Genomic DNA, 22,395 nt, shown 5'->3' with positions numbered 1-22,395 from the left:
TGATGATAGGCGGCGCCACGATTTTTACCGGCAATCTAACGAGGTCGCCATGAATAGCGAAGAGCAAACCCTGATCGATGGACTGTTTTCACGGTTGCAACAAGCCGAAACGGACTCAGCCCCGCGCGACGCCCTGGCGGAAGCGCGGATCAAGGAGCACATGACTCGCCAACCGGCGGCCGGGTACTACATGACCCAGTCCATCCTGGTGCAGGAGCACGCGCTCAAGAGCCTTGACGCGCAGAACAAGCAACAGGCGCAGCAGATCCAGCAATTGCAGGACGAACTGCAGCGCGCCAAGTCTGCCCAGCCGGCACCGAGCAGCGGCGGTTTCCTGTCGAGCATCTTTGGCGGCGGCTCCCGCGACCCGCAACCGGCCCAGAGTGCTCCAGCGTCTTCGGGGGGGGGCTGGCGTGAGCCGGCGCGGCCCGCCTTTGGCCAACCTGCGCCGCAGCAGAACTATGCCGCTCCGCCACAGAACTACCAGCAACCGCCGGCGGCTCCGGTGGGGAGCGGGTTTCTCGGCGGGGCGATGAAAACCGCCGCCGGCGTGGCCGGTGGTGTGTTGCTGGCCGAAGGTATCAGCAGCCTGTTCCATCACAACCAGCAGCCGCAGATCGTTGAAGAAATCATCGAGCAACCGGCACCCGCCAGTGATCCGGGTGGCTGGGGCAATGACGACCAGCGCTACGCCGGCAATGACAATTGGGGCAGCAACAACTCGGACAGCTTCGCGGATAACGATTATTCCGACGATTCGTCCTCCTTCGGCGACGACGATTCCTTCGTCTGACCTACCTCGGCCCGGGTCGCTTCGTCGGCCCGGGCGGATTTTTCTCGGAAACCTCCTCGTGGCTGGCATACTGGCACCTTTGCGACCCCGCGCAGTCGGGGTTTTGGTGGTTGCCATGGGGAAGTGCGGTGAAAAGAATTGCGGTGTTCGCCGATGTGCAAAACCTCTATTACACCGTACGCCAGGCGTATGGCTGCCACTTCAACTACGCCGCGCTGTGGGCTGACATCAGTGCGCGCGGGCAGATCGTCGAGGCGTACGCGTATGCCATCGACCGGGGCGACAGCAAGCAGCAGCAGTTTCAGCAGATCCTGCGCAACCTGGGCTTTACGGTAAAACTCAAACCCTACATCCAGCGCAGCGACGGCTCGGCCAAAGGTGACTGGGACGTGGGCATCACCCTCGACATCATGGACGCCGCCGACCACGTCGACGAAATCGTACTGGCCTCCGGTGACGGTGATTTCGACATGTTGCTCGAACGTGTCATCCACAAGCATGGCATTGATGCCGTGGCCTACGGCGTACCGGGGCTGACGGCCAATTCATTGATACGCGCGGCCAGCCGCTACGTGCCCATCGAAGGCGCGTTGTTGCTTAAATAGATATTTAACGGAGTTGGAACAGGTTTGGAACGTATAGCGGTCATCGACTTTGAAACCACCGGCATCACCCCCGGCAGCCACTGCCGGGCCACGGAAATCGCGGTGGTCATCCTTGAACGTGGCCAGATCGTGGACCGCTACCAGAGCCTGATGAACGCCGGCGTGCGCGTGCCGGGTTTTATCGAACAGCTCACCGGCATCAGCAACGCCATGCTGCGCAGCGCGCCACCGGCCGAGCGGGTGATGAACGAAGTCAACGAGTTCGTCGGCACCACGCCGTTGCTGGCGCATAACGCCGCATTCGACCAGAAGTTCTGGGATTACGAACTGGGCCTGATCCGCCGTACCCGCCTGCAAAAGTTCGCCTGTTCCCTGCTGTTGGCCCGCCGTTTGATGCCGGCGGCGCCGAACCACAAACTCGGCACCCTGACCACATTCGCCCAACTGCCCCACACCGGCAAGGCTCACCGCGCGATGGCGGATGCGGAGATGGCGGCCAACCTCACGGCACACCTGGCCCAGGAACTGCGCGGTACCCATGGCTTGCGCGAACTGTCCCACGACCTGCTGTGCAGCTTGCAGAAAGTGCCGGCGGCGAAGATCACTGAGCACCTGAAGAAACATCGCGGGTTCTGAACCCGCCACAACCTCAAGCACACCGAAGATCCAAAATGTGGGGCTTGTGTGGGAGCGGGCTTGCTCGCGAAAGCGGTGGATCAGTTCGCAGGAGAGGGGACTGAACCCACCGCTTTCGCGAGCAAGCCCGCTCCCACATGAGTTATGTGTCGCTCATCGAGATTGTGTGCAGTCCAACGCCTGATCCACCACCCCCTTCGCCATCCCCACCAAATGCATCACCGCCCGTTGCTGCACGCTCAGCACCTCACCTGACACCAGCACCGTCTCCACCGCGCAATGCAGCAAATCTGCCGCATGAGCCAGGGCATCTTCGAAACTCAGGTTGTCATTCAGGGTAAAGGTAGGGGCATCCGGGGCGGACGCTTTGAGGTAGTAGTCGATGGCTCGGCGATTGAGCAGGGCGTCTTCGCTGAGGAAGCGGGGTGGGGCGGGGGGACTTTTAACTGCTTTCTGAATAGTCAGTAGGCCACGCCCTGCTGCCTCGTCAGACCTTTCTGCTTTTTAGAGGGGCGACGAAATTATTGAGTTGATTGTTCAGCGTTCAAATCGGCAGTGACGCAACTGACGCCATCGCAGGCAAGCCAGCTCCCACAGTTGACCGAGTTGCCAAGCCTGAATGCAATCTTCTGTGGGAGCCGGGCTTGCCCGCGATGGCGTCAACCCGAGCGGCAACGCACTCAAGGGATAAACGCCATGACCGAAACCGGTGACCCCGACCCGCCTTCCAGCGCCAAAACGCCGATTACTACCGTCGCGCCCTTGGCCGGCAACCGATCAAGGTTCGTCAGGCACTCCAACACAATCCCGTTCCCCGCCAGCACCGCATGGTTCGTCGCGAAGGTGGTGCTTTGCCCCGGATCGACCCCATGGGTGTCGATGCCCACCCCGGCGACCTGTCGTTGTGAAAGCAAAAACACAATCGCGGCCTCGCCAATCCCGGGAAAATGAGAGCCGTGGGCTTCGTGCCCGAAAAACGCAGCCGGGTCATTCCACAGGTGCTGCCAGCCGGTGTACATCAGCACCACACAGCCCGGTTCGATGATGCCGTGCTGGCGCTCCCAGTCTTGAATGTCTTGCACGCTGATTTCGTAGTCCGCCGTGCAACGGGCGCGCACATCAATCACCACTGCGTGCCGCACCAGGTCTTGCGGCGCGTAGCCATCAATCCCCATTCCATCGGCATAGAAACTGTTCGGTGCATTCATGTGGGTGGCGCTGTGTTCGCCCATGCTGAAACGCCGCAGGAAATAGCCGTCCTTTTCCAATGAGGCAACGTCTGCGAATTGCACCGGTGGGTCCCCCGGCCACAGCGGGATACGTGGCGTGATCGGGTGGCTGAGGCTCACGACCTTGCTGTAGTCAGCCACCATTTTTCCCCTCCAGTTGCCCCAACGGCACCCGCCGCTCTATCGCACTCGACAAGATGATCGAGGTCTTGCTGAACCCGAACTTCGCCACCCGGTTGATCAGGTTCTCCAGCTCCGGCATCGAGCCCACCGCAGCCTGCATGATCACGCACGGGTCACCGGTCACCCGATGGCATTCGGTCAGTTCAGGGATTTCCGCCAGTGCGTCGTATACCTTCTGGTTGCCATGGTTGGTCAGGCGCAGCTCAATCACACACTGAATCGGCAGGCCCACTTTGGACAGGTCCACTTTGGCCTGGTAGCCGGTGATCACACCGCTGGCCTCCAGCTTGGCCACGCGCTCGGCCACGGCGGGGGCGGAGAGATTTACCGTGCGCGCCAGTTGCGCGTAGGAAGCGCGGCCATCTTCGAGCAGGGCGCTGAGGAGCATGCGGTCGTATTTGTCCATGATAAGGCTCCGGTTGCGCGTGGCTTTCGAAAGCACGGTTTATAGCCTTCGAAACCATGCTTTGAAAAGTGTATGGGCGCTTTAAACAGGTTTTGTAACTTATTTTTATGCAGTGGCCTTTCTAGAATAAGCCTCCCTTTCCTGCCTTTAGAGCCACCCAATGCCAGGCCCACGTCGCTTTCCCTTGCCGCTGATCGCCGCTTTTTTTGCGCTGTATGTGATCTGGGGGTCTACCTACCTGGTGATCCGCATCGGGGTGGAGTACTGGCCGCCGCTGATGCTCGGCGGGATTCGTTTCGTGCTGGCCGGCTTGGCGATGTATGGCTTCTTGCGCTGGCGCGGGGCGCCGGCGCCGACCTGGGCGCAGTGGAAGGCTGCCGGCAAGATCGGTGTTCTGCTGCTGACCTTCGGCAATGGCGCGGTGACGGTGGCCGAGCACACGGGGGTTGCTTCCGGCGTGGCCGCGCTGGCGGTGGCGACGGTGCCGCTGTTCACCTTGCTGTGCGGTTATTTCTGGGGCGCGCGTAATACGCGTCTGGAATGGGCCGGGGTGGTGCTGGGCATCATCGGGATCGCCATGCTCAACATGGGTTCCAACCTGCAATCGAGCCCGACCGGTGCCATGTTGCTCCTGTTCGCAGCCGCCTCCTGGGCCTTCGGTTCGGTGTGGAGCAAGCATTTGCCGTTGCCGGCGGGCGCGATGGCCAGTGCCGCGGAGATGATCATCGCCGGGGTCTTGTTGTTGGTGGGCAGCGCGCTGACGGGCGAACGCCTGCACGCCGTGCCGCCGATCGAGGGCTGGCTGGCGCTGGCGTATTTGGCGGTGTTCGGTTCGATCATCGCGTTCAATGCGTACATGTACTTGCTCAAGCACGTGCGCCCGGCGGCCGCGACCAGCTATGCCTACGTGAACCCGGCGGTGGCAGTGTTGCTGGGGATCGTATTCGTGGGTGAGACCATTGGCATGGAAGAGGCCCTGGCCATGCTGGTGATCATCAGCGCGGTGGTGCTGATCGGTCTGCCCCAGTGGCGCAAGCCCAAGCCGGAAATAAGGTAAACTGCCGCGCATTGCGACCTTGCGCTGAATTTTTCCTACGGTAAACACATGACTTTCGCCACCCTTGGCCTGATCGAACCCTTGCTGCGCGCCCTTGAGACGCTTGGCTACCAGACCCCGACGCCGGTGCAGGCGCAAGCCATTCCGGCGGTACTGGCCGGTCGCGACCTGATGGCCGCCGCCCAGACCGGTACCGGCAAGACTGCCGGTTTCGCCGTGCCATTGTTGCAACGGCTGACGATGGAAGGGCCGAAAGTCGCCGCCAACTCGGCGCGCGCGCTGATCCTGTGCCCCACTCGCGAACTGGCCGAGCAGGTGCACGCCAGCGTTGCCGAGTACGCGCAAAATCTGCCGCTGACCACCTACGCGGTATACGGCGGCGTGAGCATCAACCCGCAGATGATGAAGCTGCGCAAGGGGGTCGACATTCTGGTCGCCACCCCGGGTCGGCTGATCGACCTGTTCCGCCAGAACGCGCTGAAACTCAACCAGCTGCAAACCCTGGTGCTGGACGAAGCCGACCGCATGCTCGACCTGGGCTTCTCCGAAGAGTTGGCGAACATCTACCGCATGCTGCCGAAAAAGCGCCAGACCCTGCTGTTCTCAGCGACCTTTTCCGATGACATTCGCCTGTTGGCCGGGCAGATGCTCAATGACCCGCTGAGCATCGAGGTCAGCCCGCGCAACGTGGCCGCCAACACGGTCAAGCAGTGGATCGTGCCGGTGGACAAGAAGCGCAAGCCGGAACTGTTTGTGCACTTGATGCGCAAGGGCCACTGGAAGCAGGTGCTGGTGTTCGCCAAGACCCGCAATGGTGTGGACGCGCTGGTGGACAAGTTGCAGGGCTTGGGCGTAAACGCCGACGGCATTCATGGCGACAAGCCACAAGCCACGCGGCAACGCGCACTGGATCGCTTCAAGGCCAGCGACGTGCAGATCCTGGTGGCCACCGATGTGGCGGCCCGTGGCCTGGATATCGAAGACCTGCCGCTGGTGGTCAACTTTGACCTGCCGATCGTGGCCGAAGATTACATCCACCGGATTGGCCGTACCGGTCGCGCAGGCAACACGGGCGAGGCGATCTCCCTGGTGTGTGCCGATGAAGTGAACATGTTGTCGGCCATTGAGATGCTGACCCGTCAGACCTTGACCCGCAAGATGGAACCCGACTTCGAACCGGAGCACCGCGTGCCCGAGACCGATGCCAGCGGCCAAGTGGTGAAAAAACCGAAGAAACCGAAAAAGCCCAAGGTGTCGGGTGGTGGCGGCAAGCGCAACCTGGGCAAGTGGGTGGACAGTGGCGAAGTGGCGCCGGCTGAGCCGTCGATCAAGCCGGTGCGCAAGGTGCCGGTGTTCAATACCGGGCCGCGCAAGAAGAAGTGATTTTGCGGGGCTGCTGATGGCCTCTTCGCAGGCAAGCAAGCTCCCACATTTGACTGCATTCCAATGTTGGAACTCGGTCAAATGTGGGAGCGGGCTTGCCCGCGAAGGCGGCTTTGAATTCACCGCAAGTCTCAGCGGTCAAGCCACTCCAACAGGCCACGCCCAGCCGCTCGGCCACTGGCAAAACACCCCGTCAGCAAATACCCGCCCGTCGGTGCTTCCCAGTCCAGCATCTCCCCCGCACAAAACACCCCCGACAACTGCTTGAGCATCAGGCGCTCATCCAGCGCCTCGAACGGCACGCCGCCGGCGGTGCTGATTGCTTCGTCCATGGGCCGGGTTTTCACCAGTGTCAGCGGCAGTGCCTTGATATCCACCGCCAACTGCGCGGGGTGGTTGAAGTGTTCAGCCGGTGCCAGTTCTCTCAGTAACGCGGCTTTGACGCCGTCCAACCCTAACTGACTGTGCAAATGCTTGCTCATCGAGCGTGAGCCACGAGGTTTGGCCAGCGCGGCCTGCACCTTGTCCAGTGGTTTGCTCGGCAGCAGGTCGATATGCACGGTGGCCGCGCCGTCACGGTTGATCGCTTCGCGGATCGGCGCCGACAGCGCGTAGATCAGGCTGCCCTCAATACCGGTGGCCGTGACCACGCATTCACCGAGGCGCGGTTTGTCATCGCCCAGGCCGATGGCGACGTTTTTCAACGGCGTGCCAGCGAATTTGCTGATCATCAGGTCGCTCCAGGCCGACACCTCGAAGCCACAATTGCTCGGTTGCAGCGCCGCGAAGGGAACGCCTTTCTCTTCCAGCAGCTTGAGCCAGGCGCCGTCGGAGCCCAGGCGTGACCAACTGCCGCCGCCAAGGGCCAGCAGCACGGCATCGCTGTGGACTGTTTTTTCGCCGTCGGGGCTGTGGATAAGTAAATCGCCCTCGGCCGTCCAGCCCACCCAGCGATGCCGGGTGTGGATAACCACACCCTGGTCGCGCAGGCGCTTGAGCCAGGCGCGCAGCAGGGGCGCGGCTTTCATATCCGTGGGAAATACACGGCCGGAGGTGCCGACAAAGGTTTCGATGCCCAGTCCATGGATCCATTCGCACAAGGCGTCGGCGCCAAACGCCCGTAGTAGAGGCGCCATGTGCGGTGCGCGTTCGGCGTAACGTGAAAGGAACGCCGGGTAGGCTTCGGAGTGGGTGATGTTCATGCCGCCCACGCCCGCCAGCAGGAACTTGCGTCCCACCGAGGGCATGCCGTCGTACAGGTCCACCCGCACGCCCGCCTGGCTCAAGACTTCGGCAGCCATCAGCCCGGCAGGGCCACCGCCGATAATGGCAACGCGGGAAGGGGGAGTGGCGGACATCGGCGGGCCTGGGCAAAAGAAAAGGGCGCCCATTGTAAGCAATTGTGATGGTTATGCAGGGGGCGTTTTTGTGGTGAGCGGGCTTGTCGAAGCATCGCACCGCCCGCGCTGGGGCTGCTGTGCAGCCCCAGCGCGGGACAAGCCCGCTCACCACATCCCACATGAAGCCTGTTCGCTACCGGTTGGGCCCACCCAGGGAGCGGGCCCACCCCGGCGGAATCACGCAAACCCGGTGTTGGTGTAGGGCGGGTATTCGTCGGCGCGGTCGGCGTCGGTGATCGGGCCGCCGGTGAGGCCGTATTTGTCCAGGGTTGGCACCAGGTTGCCGAAGAACGCGTCCTGTTGTTTTTCCCGCTTCACCACTTCGATGATCGGGAACACAAAGGCGGTGACGATGCCCACGCCCGCTGCCGCCCAGCCCAGCACACCGGCGAAAGTCCCGGCGATGGCCGCAGCATCGGCGATACCGAACAACCCCGCGCCGCCTTCGATGATCGATGCCACCGCCGCGCCGGTACCGAGGGCTCCGCTGGTGAGAGAGAAGCCGGCGTTGAGCTTGTCACCGGAGAACGCGCTGTTGACCCCGCTGATCAGGCCGAACACACCGCCGATGAAGCTGCCTGTACCCCCGACGATTTTGCCCAGGTTGCCGAGTTTGTTGATGCCGTCGGTGTTCTGCACCATTTTGCCGGTGGGGAAATCGCCGATGCCCTGGGGTTTGCTCGGGTCGATCGGCGTGGGTTTCCAGGCCATGCCGTAGCCGGCTTCCTTGGCGTACTTGGTGCCGCCTTCGGTGATCAGACCGGCGAACTGCATGCCCGCCGCGACGCGCCCGGCGTTATCCGCCGCGCTGTTGCCGCCGGTGGCCGAGCGCGCCGCCAATACGCCGCCGGCCAGCAGGGCGCTGCCGATATGCAGCAGGCCTTGCTTGTAGGAGTCGCTGACGTTGAGCTTGAGCCCGTCCACTGCCTTGGGCAGCACGTCGCTGATCTTCTCGCCCTGACGGTTCACGTCCCACATCGAACGGATCAGCGAGATCACGTCCTGCGGTTTGATCTGCGCACCGCTGGCATCCTTGAACATGTCCGGGTCATCGGCCATGGCCTTGTCGATGATGGCCTTGGTCTTGGCCTCGTCGAAGTTGCCGTTGCTGTCGCCGAACGCGCCCTTGAGCACGTCGTCATTGGCGCCGTTGACCAGGCTGTCGGACACCGCCTGGTTGACGTATTGCTGCACCGTCGAGGAGTCCTGGGCCGAAACCTTGTCGCCCAGGAACTCCTTGAGCAATTCCGCGTGGGCGGCGTACTGGCCGATGGCTGTCATTGGGTCGGCGTTCGGCTGGGCGAGGGCGTCCTGCAAGTCCTTGCCATTGAGAATGTGGTCCTTGAAGTACTGCTCGATGTCGCCGGACTTGCCGGACTTGTCGGCCACGGCGCTCAAGTCCACATGCCCGTCGCCGCCCAGGGCCAGGTCGGTGAGGGTGGCGTCGGTGCCGGCCAGGCTCAGGGCGTCCATCATCGACAGCGGGTTGCCGTTGCTGTCCTTGGTGGCCAGTGCGGTGTTGATCACGTTGCCGCTGTTGATCTGGCTGTCCTGGTAGGCTTGCAGCTCGCGCTTGATCGCCGGGTCGCTGGCGACGATATCGCGCATGCCCGAGGCCTGGTTCTGCGCCAGGAATGTTTTCACGTCCGGATCGCTGGACAGTTGGCCGATGGCCGCATCCAACTGGTCGGTGACTTTGGATTTGGTCGGGTTGAGGTGGTATTCGCTGTCGGCGGTGATCCCCGCGTACAGGTCGCCGTCGCCCACCTTGTCGCTGGCGGCCATGCGGGCGCGGGCGTCGCTGATTTCCATCATCACGGCGGCTTTGGTCTTGCCGTCGTAGTTTTCCGGGTGTTCGAGCACATCCTTGGTCAGCTTGGAGGTGTCGACATCGGCCACCGAGCTGCGCACCGAGGCGTTGCTGAGCATCATCAGCACGCCGTGGTCGTCCTTGGGTGCCTGGTTTTCCAGCCAGGCGCCGAGGTTTTTCTGTTGGGTGATGCCGTCGGCCTTGGCGGTGGCGGGCAGGTCGCCCGCCATGTCGAGGGTGCGCATCATGCCGGGCGTCGACCAGTAGCCGGCGGCGCCGGTCAATTCGGGGCTCAGGCCCGTGTCATCCTTGATCGCCTTGAGGTTGGTGGTGTTGAGGCTGCCGTTGTTGGCGCGCTGGTTGGGCCCCTGCATTTCCGGGCCGGCGCTGCTCACCAGGGAAATATTGGCCATGACGATGGCGGCGGACTTGGCGTTTTCCTTGGCCAGGCCGCTGGCGCCGGGGTTCTTGCTGAGGAAGGTGCCGTAGGACTTCGACGCGGCCGACAGATCCTTGTTCGACTGGCTGATGAACTTGTCCACATCGGCGTGGGTGATCACCCCATCGCTCTTGCCCAGGCCGCCACTGTCCAGGGCGTTCATCAGGCTCGGGCTGCCGGCCAGGTATTTGAGGCAGGCCTGGGCTTCGGGCGGCAGGTCGGTGGGCGGGTTGGAGAAGTCGATCGGGCGGTCGTGCAGGCCCCACTTGTCCCAGTTGTCGCTGAGCATTTTCGAGGCCGCGCGCGGGCGGTCGAGGTCGCGTTCTTCCTGGGTGGGCGTGCCGCTGGTGTTGCCGACGATCTTGTCCCAGTCCTTGGCGCTGGAGTATTTGGAGTTGTCGATCCAGTTGGTGTCCACCGCGCCGTTCACGCCGAAAATGCCGTCGGATTCCTTGACCACCGAGGCATACAGGTCGGGGCTGATGGCCTGGGAGACGATGATCTTGTCGCCGGACGCGGTTTCGTAGCGGATCAGGCCGTGGCCAAGTTCTTCCGGTGTGCCCACCTGGCTCACGCCGCCGGCTTCGTTGGCGCTGGCCAGGCGATAGCCTTCATTTTTGCTGTCGTTGATCAGGCCCCAGGTTTCACCGTCGGACTTCACTTTTTCGTACAGGTCGCTGTTGGTTTCCTTACTGACGACGACTTTGTCGCCCGACACGGTTTCATAGCGAATCATGCCCGGGCCCACTTCATCGGCCGGGCCGATGCCTTTGTAGGTCTCCAGGCCCGGCGCGGTGTCACCGGCCTGGGCGATGCGGTAGCCGTCGGCCTTGCTCTTGTTCAACGCATCCACGGCGTCGGCCTTGCCGGCCATGCCGTCGAACAGGTACGGGGTCATCTGTTTGATGATGATGATGTCCCTGCCGTCGCGGGTTTTCAGCTCCAGGACGTTGTCGGAAAGCTTGGTGACACTGGCGATGTTGGCCAGGGGAATGCCGGTGTTGCTGATGTCGGCCAGGTTCGGGTCGTTGAGGTGGCTGATCGCTACCTGATCACCGCTGGCTTTGACGTCGGCAATCTTCTTGTCCTTGGTGTTGTCGGTGACACCGGTGCCGTCGGTGAAAAACGGTTTGTCGTTGCTGGCCAGCACCTTGAAATTGCCGGGGTGGGCGGCTTCCTTGAAGCCGGAAAGGGCACGGGACATCGCCACGTCGAAGGTGGCCGCGACCTTTTTCAAGGCGTCGTCATTGCCGGGTGTCGAGCTACTGCCGATCTTGTACGTTGCCATCGCTGAATACTCTGAAGGCGGAGGAGGCTTTCAGGGTGACGACGGGTTGCGGCAGTTTTGTTGCAAAACCTGCGCAGGCCGGATCTTCCACAACGTTTCACGGCTGTGCAAAAGTGTCTGATCAGAAAATGTACAGTTTCACACAGGCCATATGGCTATTCGCTTTCAGCCCCTTACGCTCAAGTTATCCACAGGCCGTTCCACAGGCATTGTGGGTAACGCCCACAGTTCAGTGACAAACTGATGACGTCCACACCCGCTGGGCGCTGTGGTGCAGGATGCCGTGGCGCCGGGCCAGGGCCGGGCGGTCCTTGCTGTAACCGCCCCCGATCACGCCCATCACCGGGATGTCACGGCCCAGGCAGTGGCGCATCACGCTTTCATCGCGGGCGGCCACGCCGGCGTCGGTCAGCTTGAGGTAGCCGAGGGCATCATCTTTATGCACATCGACGCCGGCGTCGTACAGCACCAGGTCGGGTTGATACAGCGGCAGCAGGTAGTTGAGCGCATCGTCCACCACCTTGAGGTAGTCGGCGTCACCCATGCCCATGGGCAGCGGGATGTCCCAGTCGCTCTGGGCCTTGCGCGCCGGGAAGTTCTTTTCGCAGTGCAGCGATACGGTGATCGCTTCCGGGGTGTCGTGCAGGATGCGCGCGGTGCCGTCGCCCTGGTGCACGTCGCAGTCGAAGATCAGCACGCGGTTGACCCGGCCGCTGGCCAGCAGGTAATGGCTGATCACCGCCAGGTCATTGAAGATGCAGAAACCTGCCGGGTAATCGTAATGGGCATGATGAGTACCGCCCGCCAGGTGGCAGGCCAGGCCGTGTTCCAGGGCCTGTTCGGCGGCGAGTATCGAACCGCCGACCGCGCGCACGGTACGCCGGGCCAGGGCTTCGTTCCACGGCAGGCCGAGGCGGCGCTGGTCTTCGCGGGACAGTTCGCCGCCCATGTAGCGTTCGATATAGGCGGGGTCATGGGCCAGGGCCAGGACATCCGGTGGGCACAGTTGCGGGCGCAGCAGTTGGCGGTCCTCGGTCAGCCCGCTGGCCACCAGGTGGTCGCGCAGCAGGCGAAACTTGTCCATGGGGAACCGGTGGTCCGCCGGGAACTCGGGGCTGTAGTCATCGTGGTAAATCAATGGCAAAGGCATGGCATTTTCTGACGAGAATCTGCGACGCATCTTACCCGCGTTGTACACTCACGCACATGGCAAGGGAGGGGGACCCATGGAGCCGATACTGGAGTTGGAAAGCGCACGCCTGGTGCTGCGCCAATGGCGCGACAGCGACCTGCCGGACTTTGCGCGCATGTGTGCCGACCCGCAGGTGATGCGGTATTTCCCGGCCAGGTTGAGCCATCTGGAAAGTGCCGCGCTGATTGGCCGGATTCGCGGGCATTTCGCCGAGTACGGCTTTGGCCTGTGGGCCTTGCAGCGCAAGGACACCGGCGAGTTCATCGGCCTGACCGGGCTGCAGAATGTCGGCTTTGAAGGCGCCTTCACCCCGGCGGTGGAGATCGGCTGGCGCCTGGCCCGTGAGCACTGGGGGCTGGGGTATGCCAGCGAGGCGGCGTGGACCGCGGTGCGCTGTGGTTTCGACCGCGTGCAACTGGACGAAATCGTCGCTTTTACCACTGAAGCCAATTTGCCATCACAAAAAGTCATGCAGGCCATCGGTATGCATTACGATCCCCAGGCAGATTTCGAACACCCCAAGGTCGCGGCCGATGACCCGCTGCGCCATCATGTTTTGTATCGCATCACCCGCGCCCAATGGTTGGACACGCTGCACGGATAGGCAGCCCGGAATGCACCAACGTTTGTAGGAGTTGCTCTATGAGCCAAGTATTGGAAGATCTGGTGGACTTGCTGACCCTGGAGCCGATTGAGGAAAACCTTTTTCGTGGCCGCAGCCAGGACCTGGGTTTTCGTCAACTGTTCGGCGGCCAGGTCCTCGGCCAGTCGCTGTCGGCGGCCAGCCAGACCGTAGAAGAAGCGCGGCACGTGCATTCGCTGCACGGTTATTTCTTGCGCCCTGGCGATGCGGCGTTGCCGGTGGTGTATTCGGTGGACCGTGTACGTGATGGCGGCAGTTTCAGCACGCGCCGTGTCACGGCGATCCAGAAGGGCCATCCGATCTTCACCTGCAGTGCGTCGTTCCAGTACGACGAACAAGGCTTCGAGCACCAGACCACCATGCCCGTGGTGGTCGGCCCGGAAAACCTGCCGTCGGAGCTGGAATTGACCCAGCAGCGTGCGCACCTGATCCCCGAGCACATGCGTGACAAGCTGCTGTGCCCCAAGCCGATCGAAGTGCGCCCGGTCACCGAAAAGGACCCGTACAACCCGCAGCCGTCCGATCCGGTCAAGTATGTGTGGTTCCGGGCCGACGGCGCCCTGGCCGATGCGCCGGCGCTGCACAAATACCTGCTGGCCTATGCCTCGGATTTCGGCCTGCTCACCACTTCCTTGCTGCCCCATGGCAAGACCGTGTGGCAGAAAGACATGCAGGTCGCCAGCCTCGACCACGCGCTGTGGTTCCACGCCGACCTGCGTGCCGATGACTGGTTGCTCTATGCCATGGACAGCCCGTGGGCCGGTAATTCCCGTGGGTTTTCCCGGGGCAGCGTGTACAACCGCGCCGGCCAGTTGGTGGCCTCGGTGACCCAGGAAGGCTTGATTCGCCATCGCAAGGACTGGGCATGAGCCTGTCGGATATCAAGCACTGGGTGTTCGACATGGACGGCACCCTCACGGTGGCCGTGCATGACTTTGCGGCCATTCGCGTGGCGCTGGAGATCCCGCCCGAAGACGACATCCTCACGCACCTGGCGGCGCTGCCGGCGGAAATCGCGGCGGCCAAGCATGCCTGGTTGCTGGAGCACGAGCGGGAACTGGCCCTCGGTTCGGTCGCCGCGACCGGTGCCGTGGCGCTGGTGCGTGAACTGGCGGGGCGTGGTTATCGCCTGGGCATCCTGACTCGCAATGCGCGGGAGCTGGCGCACATCACCCTCGAAGCGATTGGCCTGGCCGACTGCTTTGCCATCGAGGACGTGCTGGGACGTGACGATGCACCGCCCAAGCCGGACCCCGGTGGTTTGCTGAAGCTGGCTGCGGCGTGGGACGTGGCGCCGAGCGAGATGGTGATGGTGGGGGATTACCGCTTCGACCTGGATTGCGGGCGGGCGGCGGGGGCGCGGACGGTGTTGGTCAACCTGCCGGAGAACCCGTGGCCGGCGTTGGTGGATTGGCATGCCGAAGATTGCGCCGCCTTGCGCCGGATGATCTAACCCAGGCACCAAAAATCAACTGTGGTACGCGGCTTGTGTGGGAGCTGGCTTGCCTGCGATGCAGACACCGCGTTCTATCACCCCTGCCAAGGTGATGCCATCGCAGGCAAGCCAGCTCCCACATGTTTGATCCGGTTTCTTCAGGTGTTACTGGGTAAACAACACTTTCTCGCCTTCAGGCGATGTGAACATCCCATCCCCGTTATGCCCCACGCCCGGCACTTCCACCAGGGTGTGGCTCAACTGTGGATGGCGCTGCTTGAGGTAGTCGAAGTAGTTGTGTCCGCGAATCAGGCGGTACGCGCCCTGGGCTTCGGCACCGCAGTTCTTGTCCAGCGCCGGGTGGTTCGGGTCGGTGTCTTGCTGGCCCAGCAGGTAGGTGATGTTGCGCGCGACGTAAGTCTGTTCAAGCTGCTCGGCACTCTGGCCTTTGGCGTAGGCCGGCAGGTTTTGCATGCCGTACTTCCAGTCGTTGAAGCCCGGGCAACTCGCCACGTCGAACTTCACCGGGCGCTGGGGCGTGAAGTAGGCGTAGGACGATGGGTTCGCCACCACGTAGCGCAGGCGAATGCCTTCGGTTTGCAGGGTCGGGTGGTCGTGGCCGGTCAGGGCAAAGCGCTGCACCACCTGGCCGCCGCCGGAATGGCCGGCGACCACGATTTCTTTCAGGCCCGGGAACAGCTTGCGATTGCCCAGGTGCTTGATGATCTGGTCGAGGGCGCCGTAGGAACTGACCTGGCCCGGGCCGAGCGACGGCTCGCCGGCCATCCAGTCATTGCCATGCCAGCGCAGGACCTGGTTGTCCAAGTGGTTGCGCTTCACGTCCGACTCATTGAGAAACTGCGGTGCGATGACCAAGGTGTTGCTGGCCTGGCCCGCATGTTCGGCGGCGTCTTCGCCGCTTTGCAGATAGGTTTGCGCATTGCGCAGGCGACCATGCACGATGATCAGCGCGCGGGTGACGTTGGGCAGGGGCTGGCGCCAGTCCTGGCTCAAGCCCAGGCTGAGGTCGCCGGCATCCAGGTGAAAACGATCGGGACTGATCACCTTGACGCCGTGGTCTTCTCCGGCGGCCCAGGTGAAGGAGGAACAGGTGATCAACAAGCCCAGCAGCAATCCCGATCGTTTATTCATTTAAAGACTCTTGGCTGAAAAAGTGTCGCATTGAGTGATCTGGCCCTGGGCAAAGCCGGTCTTGAACCAGCGAACCCGCTGTGCCGAGGTGCCGTGGGTAAACGAGTCGGGGACTACGCGGCCCTGACCCTGTTGTTGCAAGCGGTCATCGCCAATGGCGTTGGCCGCGTTCAGTGCTTCTTCAACATCGCCGGGCTCCAGCCAGTTCAGGCGTTTCTGTGCCCGGTTGGCCCACACGCCGGCAAAACAGTCGGCTTGCAGCTCCTGGCGCACCAGCAGCCCACCGTCGCCCTGCATCGGCCGGCCCTGTTGGCGCGCGGCCTGGATCTTCGCCGAGATGCCCAGCAGCGTCTGCACGTGATGCCCTACCTCGTGGGCAATCACGTAGGCCTGGGCGAAGTCGCCGGCGGCCTTGAAGCGTTGCGACATTTCCCGGAAGAAATCCAGGTCCAGGTACACCTGTTGGTCAGCCGGGCAATAGAACGGGCCGCTGGCCGAAGTGGCGCCCCCGCAGGCGGAGTTGACCCGGCCACGGAACAGGATCAGCTTCGGGTTCTTGTACGCCAGCCCGTTTTCCTGGAACACCTGCGCCCAGGTGTCTTCGGTGTCGCCCAGTACCGCCCGAACGAAATCGGCTTGGTCATCGTTGGCCGGTGGCGCCTGGCGCGACGGCGTACTCACCGACGGCGCCTGTTCCATCTGGCCGGTCAACTGGCCAAGGATCTGCAACGGGTCCTGGCCGGTCAGCCAGCCAATGCCGACGATCAGCACGATGGCCGTCAAGCTCAGGCCTTTGCCGCCGCCGAAGCGCATGCCGCCGCCGCCGCTGCCATCGCGGGCGTCCACCACGTTGTCGCTGCGTCGGCCTTTTCTCCATAACATGGGGCAATCCTCTCGATAAACCGTCAAACCACTGTGTTGAGTGCAGTGTTGTTGCTGCGCGGGAATGGCGCCAGCCCGGCTGTCCGACAGGATCGATCGCGGCTTAGTATCGCCGCTCCCGAGGCGGGCCGGCAGGGGCGCCAGATGAAACTTGTGTCAGTTTTGCCAGGTCAGTCGCGGCAATAGCCTTCGCCGGCGTTCACGACCAGGCAGTCTTTTTTACCGGCCAGCCATTTGAGGCCGGTGGCTTCACCGTCGCCGGCACGCATCAGCTGTGGGCCGTCGGGGCGGGTGAAGGCGATGCCGTCTTCGGCGGCTTCACCCTTGAAGGTGCCTGAGTCATCGGCGTCGAGGCCATATTGCATGGTCAGGAGGTAGTGGCCGCGGCCAACGGCGTCGTCCTTGGCGATGGTCAGGTTGAGGCCTTCGACGCCGATCCAGCGGCCAACCCATTGGTCGGTGGGCGGGGTTTGCGGGACCAGTGTCGCTTGTACGGAAGCCGGTGCAGGCTTGGCGGGGGTTTGTTCCTGGTTGCAGGCGGCGAGCAGGGCAAGGGCAGGAAGCAGGAGAAGGGCTTTTTTCATGACGGATAGGCCTTGGTTGAAAGTGTGCAACTTGGGTTTCAGGGTGCTGCGTTGGACTGGCATCCCGCGATTTAGTGCGCTGTTCGCACGGTGTTTGGTTATGCTCTTGGGGCAGACGCATGCCCGGCTGCTAGATTACCGGGTTGAGTGCCCCCGCGTTCAGCCGCCACGCAAGAGAATTCAATGACCCTCAGTACCCCGCTTTCCGGCGTCAATCACCCCTTCAAAGGCATTGTGCTGATTGTGGTGGCGACGTTTCTGTTCTCCAGCCACGACGCACTTTCCAAGTACCTGGCCGGGTTCTATCCGATCGTGATGGTGGTGTGGGCGAGGTACCTGGTGCATACCTTGTTGATGGCCGGCATCTTCCTGCCGCAATCGGGTTTGCGCGTGCTGCGCAGCAAGCGCCCGCTGCTTCAGGTGATCAGGGCGTTGTGCCTGTTGGGCACCAGCCTGTTTTTCACCTCGGCGCTGCATTACATCCCCCTGGCGGAAGCCACGGCGGTGAACTTCCTGGCACCGATCCTCGTCACCGCCCTTTCCGTACCGCTGCTGGGCGAGCGTGTCACCCGTGGCCAATGGCTGGCGGTGATCTGTGGTTTCATCGGCGTGCTGGTGATCATCCATCCCGGCGGTGAGCTCTTCACCCCGGCGGTGCTGCTGCCACTGTGTTCGGCGCTGTTTTTCTGCTTCTACCAACTGCTCACGCGCATCCTCAGCCAATACGACACCCCCACCACCAGCAACTTTTTCGCCGGCCTGTGCAATACCCTGGTGATGAGTGCGCTGGTGCCGTTCTTCTGGCAAGTGCCGAGCCTGTGGCACGCGGTGATGATGCTGGCGCTGGGCACCTGCGGGATGACCGCGCACCTGCTGCTGACCCAGGCGTTCCGCTTCGCGGCACCGGCGTTGCTGGCACCGTTCGGCTATTGCCAGATTGTGTTCGCGGGGTTGCTGGGCTGGTTGGTATTTGCCCATACCCCCGATGTGACCACGGTGGTCGGCATCGGGGTGATCTGCATGAGCGGGCTCGCCGCTGCGTGGCAGCAGCGGCGGCGTTGACTCAGACCTCGACGGTAGGAATCTTGCGCGGCGCCATGAAATACATCCAGGTCAGCGCAATGAAGTACATCGCCGGAATCAGGGTGAACAGCACGGTGTAGTTGTTGTTCGTCACCGTGAGAATGTGGCCGACGAGTTGGGTCATGAACATGCCGCCGATGGCCGCGCACATCCCGCCGAAACCGAACACGGTGCTCATCATGTGCTTGGGCGTGTAGTCCATCACCAGGCTCCAGATGTTGGCGGTCCAGGCCTGGTGCGCACCGATGGCCAGGGAGATGGCGAACACCGCGACCCACAGCTGGCTGGAGCCGGCGGCCATGATCACGCCGACGATGCAGCAGGCGAACAGCAGCATCGACAGCAGCCGGGCCTTGATCGGGTTCATGCCGCGACCGATCAGGAACGACGACAGAATGCCCCCGCCGATGCTGCCGAAGTCGGCGGTCAGGTAGATGATGATCAGCGGGATGCCCATCTGCGTCACGTTGATGCCCAGGTTGTATTGCTGGTTCAGGAACGGCGGCAGCCAGTACAGGTAGAACCAGAACACCGGCGCGGTCATCGAATAGGCGAGGGCGAAGGCCCAGGTGCCGCGCATGCGCAGGATACGGCTGAACGGCACGCGGGGTTGTTCCGGCTCGGCCTGTTGCTGCACGTAGGCCAGCTCTGACGGTTTGACGTGGGGATGGTCTTCCGGGTTGAAGTACTTCAGGCCCCAGCACAGCAACCAGATGCCGCCGAGTGCCGACATGCACAGAAACGCCGCCTGCCAGCCCCACACGTGGAGGATCAGCGGCAGCAGCATCGGCGTCATCATCGCGCCGACGTTGGTACCGGCGTTGAAGATGCCGGTGGCCACTGCGCGCTCTCCGGCGGGGAACCACAGGCGAGTGGTCTTCACGCAGGCCGGGTAGTTGGCCGCCTCGGTCAGCCCGAGAATGAAACGGCAGACCATAAAGCCGACCGCCGACGTGGCCAGGCCGTGGGCGCCGGTGGCCAGGCTCCACAACAGCACCGCGCAGAAGAACACGCGTTTCACGCCGATACGGTCGATCAAGCGGCCTTGCAGCACAAAGCCAATCGCGTAGCCCACCTGGAACCAGAAATTGATGTTGGCGTAGTCCATGGCCGTCCAGCTCATTTCCTTGGCCAGGATCGGTTGCATCACGCCCAGGGCGGCGCGGTCGATGTAGTTCAGGGTGGTGGCGAAAAACACCAGGGCCAGCATGCCCCAGCGGGTTTTGCCCACGGCCAGGGCGCCGCGGATCTTGTCGCCGATGCCGGCGTGCGGGTTGCCCGGGCGTGCGGCCAGGACGGAGTTTTGCAGAGGCATGAGGTCGTACCCGTTTTTTGAAATTTTTATGGTGTGTTCTGGGTCTTGTTGCTGCGTCGATGGTGCGTAGCGGTTAAAAAATCGTCAATTCGCCAAAGGGGCATAGTGTTCGATAATCGCACCAAAAACTAACCGGTTCGTACATTTTAATTGCTGCGGGTAGGCAAGGGGCCAATAATTTGCCGCAAACAACTATTGCCGGGAGTCGCCCATGCAACGTTCCATTGCCACCGTTTCCTTGAGCGGCACCCTGCCGGAAAAACTCGAAGCCATCGCCGCCGCCGGATTCGACGGCGTCGAGATCTTCGAAAACGACCTGTTGTATTACGACGGCAGCCCAAGGGAAGTTAGGCAAATGTGCGCTGACCTGGGCATCGCCATTACCTTGTTCCAGCCGTTTCGCGACTTCGAAGGCTGCCGCCGCGACCGCCTGGCCCGCAACCTGGAACGCGCCGAACGCAAGTTCGACTTGATGCAGGAACTGGGCACCGACCTGGTGCTGGTGTGCAGCAATGCGTCGGCCGATTGCGTGGGCGATGAGCGCATTCTGCTGGATGACTTGAGCCTGTTGGCCGAGCGCGCCGGGCGGCGTGGCATGCGGATCGGTTATGAGGCGCTGGCCTGGGGCAAGCATGTGAACACCTGGCAGCAGGTGTGGAACCTGGTGCGTCAGGTGGACCATCCCAGCCTTGGCGTGTTGCTGGACAGTTTTCATACCTTGTCGCTCAAGGGCGACCCCAGCGCCATCGCCGAGATTCCCGGTGACAAGATCTTCTTTGTGCAAATGGCCGACGCACCGATCCTGGCCATGGACGTGCTGGAGTGGAGCCGGCATTTCCGTTGCTTCCCGGGGCAGGGCGAATTCGACCTGGCGGGGTTTCTCGCGCCGATCCTCCAGAGTGGCTATACCGGGCCGTTGTCCCTGGAAATCTTCAACGATGGTTTCCGCGCCGCGCCGACCCGCGCGAATGCAGCGGATGGCTTGCGCTCGTTGCTGTACCTGGAAGAGAAAACCCGCGAGCGCTTGCAGCAGAACGCGCCAGCGCAACCGCTCGAGATGCTGTTTGATACCCCGGCGGCCAGCGCCTATGACGGTATCGAATTCCTGGAGTTTGCCGTGGACGAAAGCCTCGGCGCCAAGCTGACTCACTGGCTGGAGCGCCTGGGGTTCGTCAAGGCCGGGCAGCACCGCTCCAAGAGTGTGAGTCTGCTGCGCCAGGGCGATATCAACCTGATCCTCAATTGCGAACCCTATTCCTTTGCCCACAACTTTTTCGAAGCCCATGGGCCGTCGCTGTGCGCCACCGCGCTGCGGGTCAAGGACAGCACCAAGGCGCTGGAGCGCGCGGTGGCTTACAAGGGCCAACCGTATCGCGGGCTGGTCGGGCCGAACGAGTTGGAACTGGCGGCGGTGCGCGCGCCGGACGGCAGCCTGATCTACCTGGTGGACCCCGGTGAAAGCGGGCTGTACGACACGGATTTCAACCTGCAACCGGCAGCATCGTCCGGCGGTGGATTGTTGCGCATCGACCATATGGCCATGGCCTTGCCGGCGGACAGCCTCGACAGCTGGGTGCTGTTCTACAAGAGCCTGCTGGATTTTGAAGCGGATGACGAAGTGGTGTTGCCCGACCCTTACGGCCTGGTGAAAAGCCGCGCGTTGCGCAGCCGGTGCAGTTCCATTCGACTGCCGCTGAACATCTCCGAGAACCGCAACACCGCCATTTCTCACGCGTTATCCAGCTATCGCGGTTCGGGCGTGCACCATATTGCCTTCGATTGCGGGGATATTTTCGCCGAGGTGCGCCGGGCCAAGGAGGCGGGGGTACCGCTGCTGGATATCCCGCTCAACTATTACGACGACCTGGCGGCGCGCTTCGATTTCGACGACGAATTCCTCAGCGAGTTGGCGTACTACAACGTGCTGTACGACCGTGACGCCCAGGGTGGTGAGCTGTTTCATGTGTACACCGAGGCCTTCGAAGGACGGTTTTTCTTCGAGATCCTCCAGCGCAAGAACGGCTATGCGGGCTACGGGGCGGCCAACGTGGCGGTGCGCCTGGCGGCGATGGCCAAGTCCCGCAGTGGCGCGGCACGCCAGGCGCGGTTGTAACGAGTGGCCAGGTGCTTCCTTCGGCGGGCGCCGCGGCCCATAATCACCGCCTGCACAACACTGGCCGTGAGCGCACCATGACCTCCGAGGCACCCCGCAAGAGTCGTAAGAACAATCCGGAAAAGACCCGCGAAAACATACTCCAGGAAGCCATTGTCGAGTTTGTCCAGCAGGGCCTGTCCGGCGCCCGGGTGGATGCCATCGCCGAGCGCATCCACACGTCCAAGCGCATGATCTATTACTACTTCGGCAGCAAGGAGCAGTTGTACGTCGAGGTGCTGGAAAAACTCTACGGCGATATCCGCAACACCGAAACACGCATGAACCTCACCGCGCTGGAGCCCCGCGAGGCGATCCGCCGGCTGGTGGAATTCACCTTCGATCACCACGACCAGAACGTGGATTTCGTGCGCATCGTCAGCATCGAAAATATCCACAATGCCGAGTACGTGAAGCGCTCGGATGCGATCAAGGCGATGAACAGCAACATCCTCGAAGCGCTGGGCGCGACGTTGCGCCGGGGCGCCGAGCTGGGTGTGTTCCGCGAGGGGCTGGAACCGTTGGACGTGCATTTGCTGATCAACTCGTTCAGCTTTTACCGGGTCTCCAACCGCCACACGTTCAGTGAGATTTTTCAGATCGAGTTGTCGGATGAGGCGGTCAAGCAGCGCCATCGCGACATGATCTGCGAATCGGTGATGCGTTACTTGCAGGCCTGAAAATCTCGGCTTGAAATACACTCAATGTGGGAGCTGGCTTGCCTGCGA

21 protein-coding genes are annotated in these 22,395 nt (G+C 62.5%); 11 read left to right on the top strand and 10 right to left on the bottom strand.

Going from position 1 to position 22,395, the window contains the following annotated elements; genetic code table 11:
• Positions 1-49: 49 nt before the first annotated feature.
• The 3 genes from ACW9IB_RS13530 to ACW9IB_RS13520 all read left to right on the top strand — a co-directional run bounded on the left by ACW9IB_RS13530 (position 50) and on the right by ACW9IB_RS13520 (position 2,034).
• Positions 50-793, top strand: a complete 744-nt coding sequence (locus tag ACW9IB_RS13530; protein ID WP_457367709.1) for a DUF2076 domain-containing protein — start codon at positions 50-52, stop codon at positions 791-793.
• Positions 794-921: 128 nt separating this feature from the next.
• Positions 922-1,398 carry a LabA-like NYN domain-containing protein gene (locus tag ACW9IB_RS13525; RefSeq protein ID WP_457367708.1) on the top strand — a complete coding sequence of 159 codons (477 nt, stop codon included), beginning with the start codon at positions 922-924 and terminating at the stop codon, positions 1,396-1,398.
• A gap of 24 nt (positions 1,399-1,422) precedes the next feature.
• A complete protein-coding gene (locus tag ACW9IB_RS13520) occupies positions 1,423-2,034 on the top strand; it encodes a 3'-5' exonuclease (RefSeq protein WP_457414015.1) in 612 nt (203 codons plus the stop codon).
• A gap of 153 nt (positions 2,035-2,187) precedes the next feature.
• Here the strand turns inward: ACW9IB_RS13520 and ACW9IB_RS13515 are convergent, their stop codons facing one another.
• The 3 genes from ACW9IB_RS13515 to ACW9IB_RS13505 all read right to left on the bottom strand — a co-directional run bounded on the left by ACW9IB_RS13515 (position 2,188) and on the right by ACW9IB_RS13505 (position 3,852).
• A complete protein-coding gene (locus ACW9IB_RS13515) occupies positions 2,188-2,493 on the bottom strand; it encodes a DUF3077 domain-containing protein (RefSeq protein ID WP_457414031.1) in 306 nt (101 codons plus the stop codon).
• Positions 2,494-2,714: 221 nt separating this feature from the next.
• Positions 2,715-3,407 (bottom strand): cyclase family protein, encoded by a 693-nt coding sequence (locus tag ACW9IB_RS13510; RefSeq protein ID WP_457414013.1) that lies wholly within the window; start codon positions 3,405-3,407, stop codon positions 2,715-2,717.
• Positions 3,397-3,852 (bottom strand): Lrp/AsnC family transcriptional regulator, encoded by a 456-nt coding sequence (locus ACW9IB_RS13505; RefSeq protein WP_457367705.1) that lies wholly within the window; start codon positions 3,850-3,852, stop codon positions 3,397-3,399. The genes ACW9IB_RS13510 and ACW9IB_RS13505 overlap by 11 nt, the downstream gene beginning before the upstream one ends.
• 160 nt (positions 3,853-4,012) lie before the next feature.
• Here ACW9IB_RS13505 and yedA point away from each other — a divergent pair, with 160 nt between their 5' ends.
• Positions 4,013-4,909: a drug/metabolite exporter YedA gene (gene yedA / locus ACW9IB_RS13500; protein WP_457367704.1), complete on the top strand. Its 897-nt coding sequence runs from the start codon at positions 4,013-4,015 to the stop codon at positions 4,907-4,909.
• A gap of 48 nt (positions 4,910-4,957) precedes the next feature.
• Positions 4,958-6,292, top strand: a complete 1,335-nt coding sequence (locus ACW9IB_RS13495) for a DEAD/DEAH box helicase (protein WP_457414012.1) — start codon at positions 4,958-4,960, stop codon at positions 6,290-6,292.
• Positions 6,293-6,423: 131 nt separating this feature from the next.
• Here the strand turns inward: ACW9IB_RS13495 and ACW9IB_RS13490 are convergent, their stop codons facing one another.
• The 3 genes from ACW9IB_RS13490 to ACW9IB_RS13480 all read right to left on the bottom strand — a co-directional run bounded on the left by ACW9IB_RS13490 (position 6,424) and on the right by ACW9IB_RS13480 (position 12,379).
• Positions 6,424-7,650, bottom strand: coding sequence for a TIGR03862 family flavoprotein (locus ACW9IB_RS13490; protein WP_457414011.1), 1,227 nt, complete (start codon positions 7,648-7,650; stop codon positions 6,424-6,426).
• Between the two features lie 219 nt (positions 7,651-7,869).
• Positions 7,870-11,229 (bottom strand): type III effector HrpK domain-containing protein, encoded by a 3,360-nt coding sequence (locus ACW9IB_RS13485; protein ID WP_457414010.1) that lies wholly within the window; start codon positions 11,227-11,229, stop codon positions 7,870-7,872.
• A 229-nt stretch (positions 11,230-11,458) separates the two neighbouring features.
• A complete protein-coding gene (locus ACW9IB_RS13480) occupies positions 11,459-12,379 on the bottom strand; it encodes a histone deacetylase family protein (RefSeq protein ID WP_457414008.1) in 921 nt (306 codons plus the stop codon).
• A 76-nt stretch (positions 12,380-12,455) separates the two neighbouring features.
• On the opposite strand from ACW9IB_RS13480, the gene ACW9IB_RS13475 reads away from it, so the two are divergent.
• From ACW9IB_RS13475 to ACW9IB_RS13465, 3 genes are read left to right on the top strand one after another with little or no spacing between them, the layout of a single operon-like run.
• Complete coding sequence (locus ACW9IB_RS13475) at positions 12,456-13,025, top strand: GNAT family N-acetyltransferase (RefSeq protein ID WP_457414007.1); 570 nt, start codon at positions 12,456-12,458, stop codon at positions 13,023-13,025.
• 38 nt (positions 13,026-13,063) lie between these two features.
• Positions 13,064-13,933, top strand: coding sequence for an acyl-CoA thioesterase II (gene tesB / locus ACW9IB_RS13470; protein ID WP_457367697.1), 870 nt, complete (start codon positions 13,064-13,066; stop codon positions 13,931-13,933).
• Positions 13,930-14,517 (top strand): HAD family hydrolase, encoded by a 588-nt coding sequence (locus ACW9IB_RS13465; RefSeq protein WP_457367696.1) that lies wholly within the window; start codon positions 13,930-13,932, stop codon positions 14,515-14,517. Before tesB ends, ACW9IB_RS13465 begins: the two co-directional genes overlap by 4 nt.
• A 147-nt stretch (positions 14,518-14,664) precedes the next feature.
• On the opposite strand, the gene ACW9IB_RS13460 is transcribed toward ACW9IB_RS13465, so the two are convergent.
• The 3 genes from ACW9IB_RS13460 to ACW9IB_RS13450 all read right to left on the bottom strand — a co-directional run bounded on the left by ACW9IB_RS13460 (position 14,665) and on the right by ACW9IB_RS13450 (position 17,117).
• Entirely contained in the window at positions 14,665-15,651 is a 987-nt protein-coding gene (locus tag ACW9IB_RS13460; RefSeq protein WP_457414006.1) for an alpha/beta hydrolase, read from the bottom strand.
• Positions 15,652-16,533: a KPN_02809 family neutral zinc metallopeptidase gene (ypfJ, locus tag ACW9IB_RS13455; RefSeq protein WP_457414004.1), complete on the bottom strand. Its 882-nt coding sequence runs from the start codon at positions 16,531-16,533 to the stop codon at positions 15,652-15,654.
• Positions 16,534-16,703: 170 nt separating this feature from the next.
• The gene (locus ACW9IB_RS13450) at positions 16,704-17,117 is read right to left on the bottom strand and encodes a hypothetical protein (protein WP_457414003.1); all 414 of its coding nucleotides are present in this window, start codon (positions 17,115-17,117) and stop codon (positions 16,704-16,706) included.
• A gap of 183 nt (positions 17,118-17,300) precedes the next feature.
• On the opposite strand from ACW9IB_RS13450, the gene ACW9IB_RS13445 reads away from it, so the two are divergent.
• The gene (locus ACW9IB_RS13445) at positions 17,301-18,179 is read left to right on the top strand and encodes a DMT family transporter (protein WP_457367692.1); all 879 of its coding nucleotides are present in this window, start codon (positions 17,301-17,303) and stop codon (positions 18,177-18,179) included.
• Position 18,180: 1 nt separating this feature from the next.
• Here the strand turns inward: ACW9IB_RS13445 and ACW9IB_RS13440 are convergent, their stop codons facing one another.
• Entirely contained in the window at positions 18,181-19,515 is a 1,335-nt protein-coding gene (locus tag ACW9IB_RS13440) for an MFS transporter (protein WP_457414002.1), read from the bottom strand.
• A 211-nt stretch (positions 19,516-19,726) separates the two neighbouring features.
• Here ACW9IB_RS13440 and quiC point away from each other — a divergent pair, with 211 nt between their 5' ends.
• Positions 19,727-21,628, top strand: a complete 1,902-nt coding sequence (gene quiC / locus ACW9IB_RS13435) for a 3-dehydroshikimate dehydratase QuiC (protein ID WP_457414001.1) — start codon at positions 19,727-19,729, stop codon at positions 21,626-21,628.
• 77 nt (positions 21,629-21,705) lie between these two features.
• Positions 21,706-22,347 carry a TetR/AcrR family transcriptional regulator gene (locus ACW9IB_RS13430; protein ID WP_457414030.1) on the top strand — a complete coding sequence of 214 codons (642 nt, stop codon included), beginning with the start codon at positions 21,706-21,708 and terminating at the stop codon, positions 22,345-22,347.
• The last annotated feature ends 48 nt before the right edge of the window (positions 22,348-22,395 follow it).

It is taken from the genome of Pseudomonas sp. SDO524_S393, from assembly GCF_054071875.1.
Note: the sequence above shows the minus strand (reverse complement) of the source record. Positions and strands in the feature narration are given on the sequence as shown.

Excerpts from the sequence above, each read along its gene's own strand:
- ACW9IB_RS13480 (WP_457414008.1), bottom strand. The coding sequence starts at position 12,379 with ATGCCTTTGCCATTGATTTACCACGATGACTACAGCCCCGAGTTCCCG.
- ACW9IB_RS13450 (WP_457414003.1), bottom strand. The coding sequence starts at position 17,117 with ATGAAAAAAGCCCTTCTCCTGCTTCCTGCCCTTGCCCTGCTCGCCGCC.
- ACW9IB_RS13465 (WP_457367696.1), top strand. The coding sequence starts at position 13,930 with ATGAGCCTGTCGGATATCAAGCACTGGGTGTTCGACATGGACGGCACC.
- ACW9IB_RS13490 (WP_457414011.1), bottom strand. The coding sequence starts at position 7,650 with ATGTCCGCCACTCCCCCTTCCCGCGTTGCCATTATCGGCGGTGGCCCT.
- tesB (WP_457367697.1), top strand. The coding sequence starts at position 13,064 with ATGAGCCAAGTATTGGAAGATCTGGTGGACTTGCTGACCCTGGAGCCG.
- quiC (WP_457414001.1), top strand. The coding sequence starts at position 19,727 with ATGCAACGTTCCATTGCCACCGTTTCCTTGAGCGGCACCCTGCCGGAA.
- ACW9IB_RS13510 (WP_457414013.1), bottom strand. The coding sequence starts at position 3,407 with ATGGTGGCTGACTACAGCAAGGTCGTGAGCCTCAGCCACCCGATCACG.
- ACW9IB_RS13505 (WP_457367705.1), bottom strand. The coding sequence starts at position 3,852 with ATGGACAAATACGACCGCATGCTCCTCAGCGCCCTGCTCGAAGATGGC.
- ypfJ (WP_457414004.1), bottom strand. The coding sequence starts at position 16,533 with ATGTTATGGAGAAAAGGCCGACGCAGCGACAACGTGGTGGACGCCCGC.
- ACW9IB_RS13430 (WP_457414030.1), top strand. The coding sequence starts at position 21,706 with ATGACCTCCGAGGCACCCCGCAAGAGTCGTAAGAACAATCCGGAAAAG.
- yedA (WP_457367704.1), top strand. The coding sequence starts at position 4,013 with ATGCCAGGCCCACGTCGCTTTCCCTTGCCGCTGATCGCCGCTTTTTTT.
- ACW9IB_RS13445 (WP_457367692.1), top strand. The coding sequence starts at position 17,301 with ATGACCCTCAGTACCCCGCTTTCCGGCGTCAATCACCCCTTCAAAGGC.
- ACW9IB_RS13475 (WP_457414007.1), top strand. The coding sequence starts at position 12,456 with ATGGAGCCGATACTGGAGTTGGAAAGCGCACGCCTGGTGCTGCGCCAA.
- ACW9IB_RS13530 (WP_457367709.1), top strand. The coding sequence starts at position 50 with ATGAATAGCGAAGAGCAAACCCTGATCGATGGACTGTTTTCACGGTTG.
- ACW9IB_RS13460 (WP_457414006.1), bottom strand. The coding sequence starts at position 15,651 with ATGAATAAACGATCGGGATTGCTGCTGGGCTTGTTGATCACCTGTTCC.
- ACW9IB_RS13485 (WP_457414010.1), bottom strand. The coding sequence starts at position 11,229 with ATGGCAACGTACAAGATCGGCAGTAGCTCGACACCCGGCAATGACGAC.
- ACW9IB_RS13440 (WP_457414002.1), bottom strand. The coding sequence starts at position 19,515 with ATGCCTCTGCAAAACTCCGTCCTGGCCGCACGCCCGGGCAACCCGCAC.
- ACW9IB_RS13495 (WP_457414012.1), top strand. The coding sequence starts at position 4,958 with ATGACTTTCGCCACCCTTGGCCTGATCGAACCCTTGCTGCGCGCCCTT.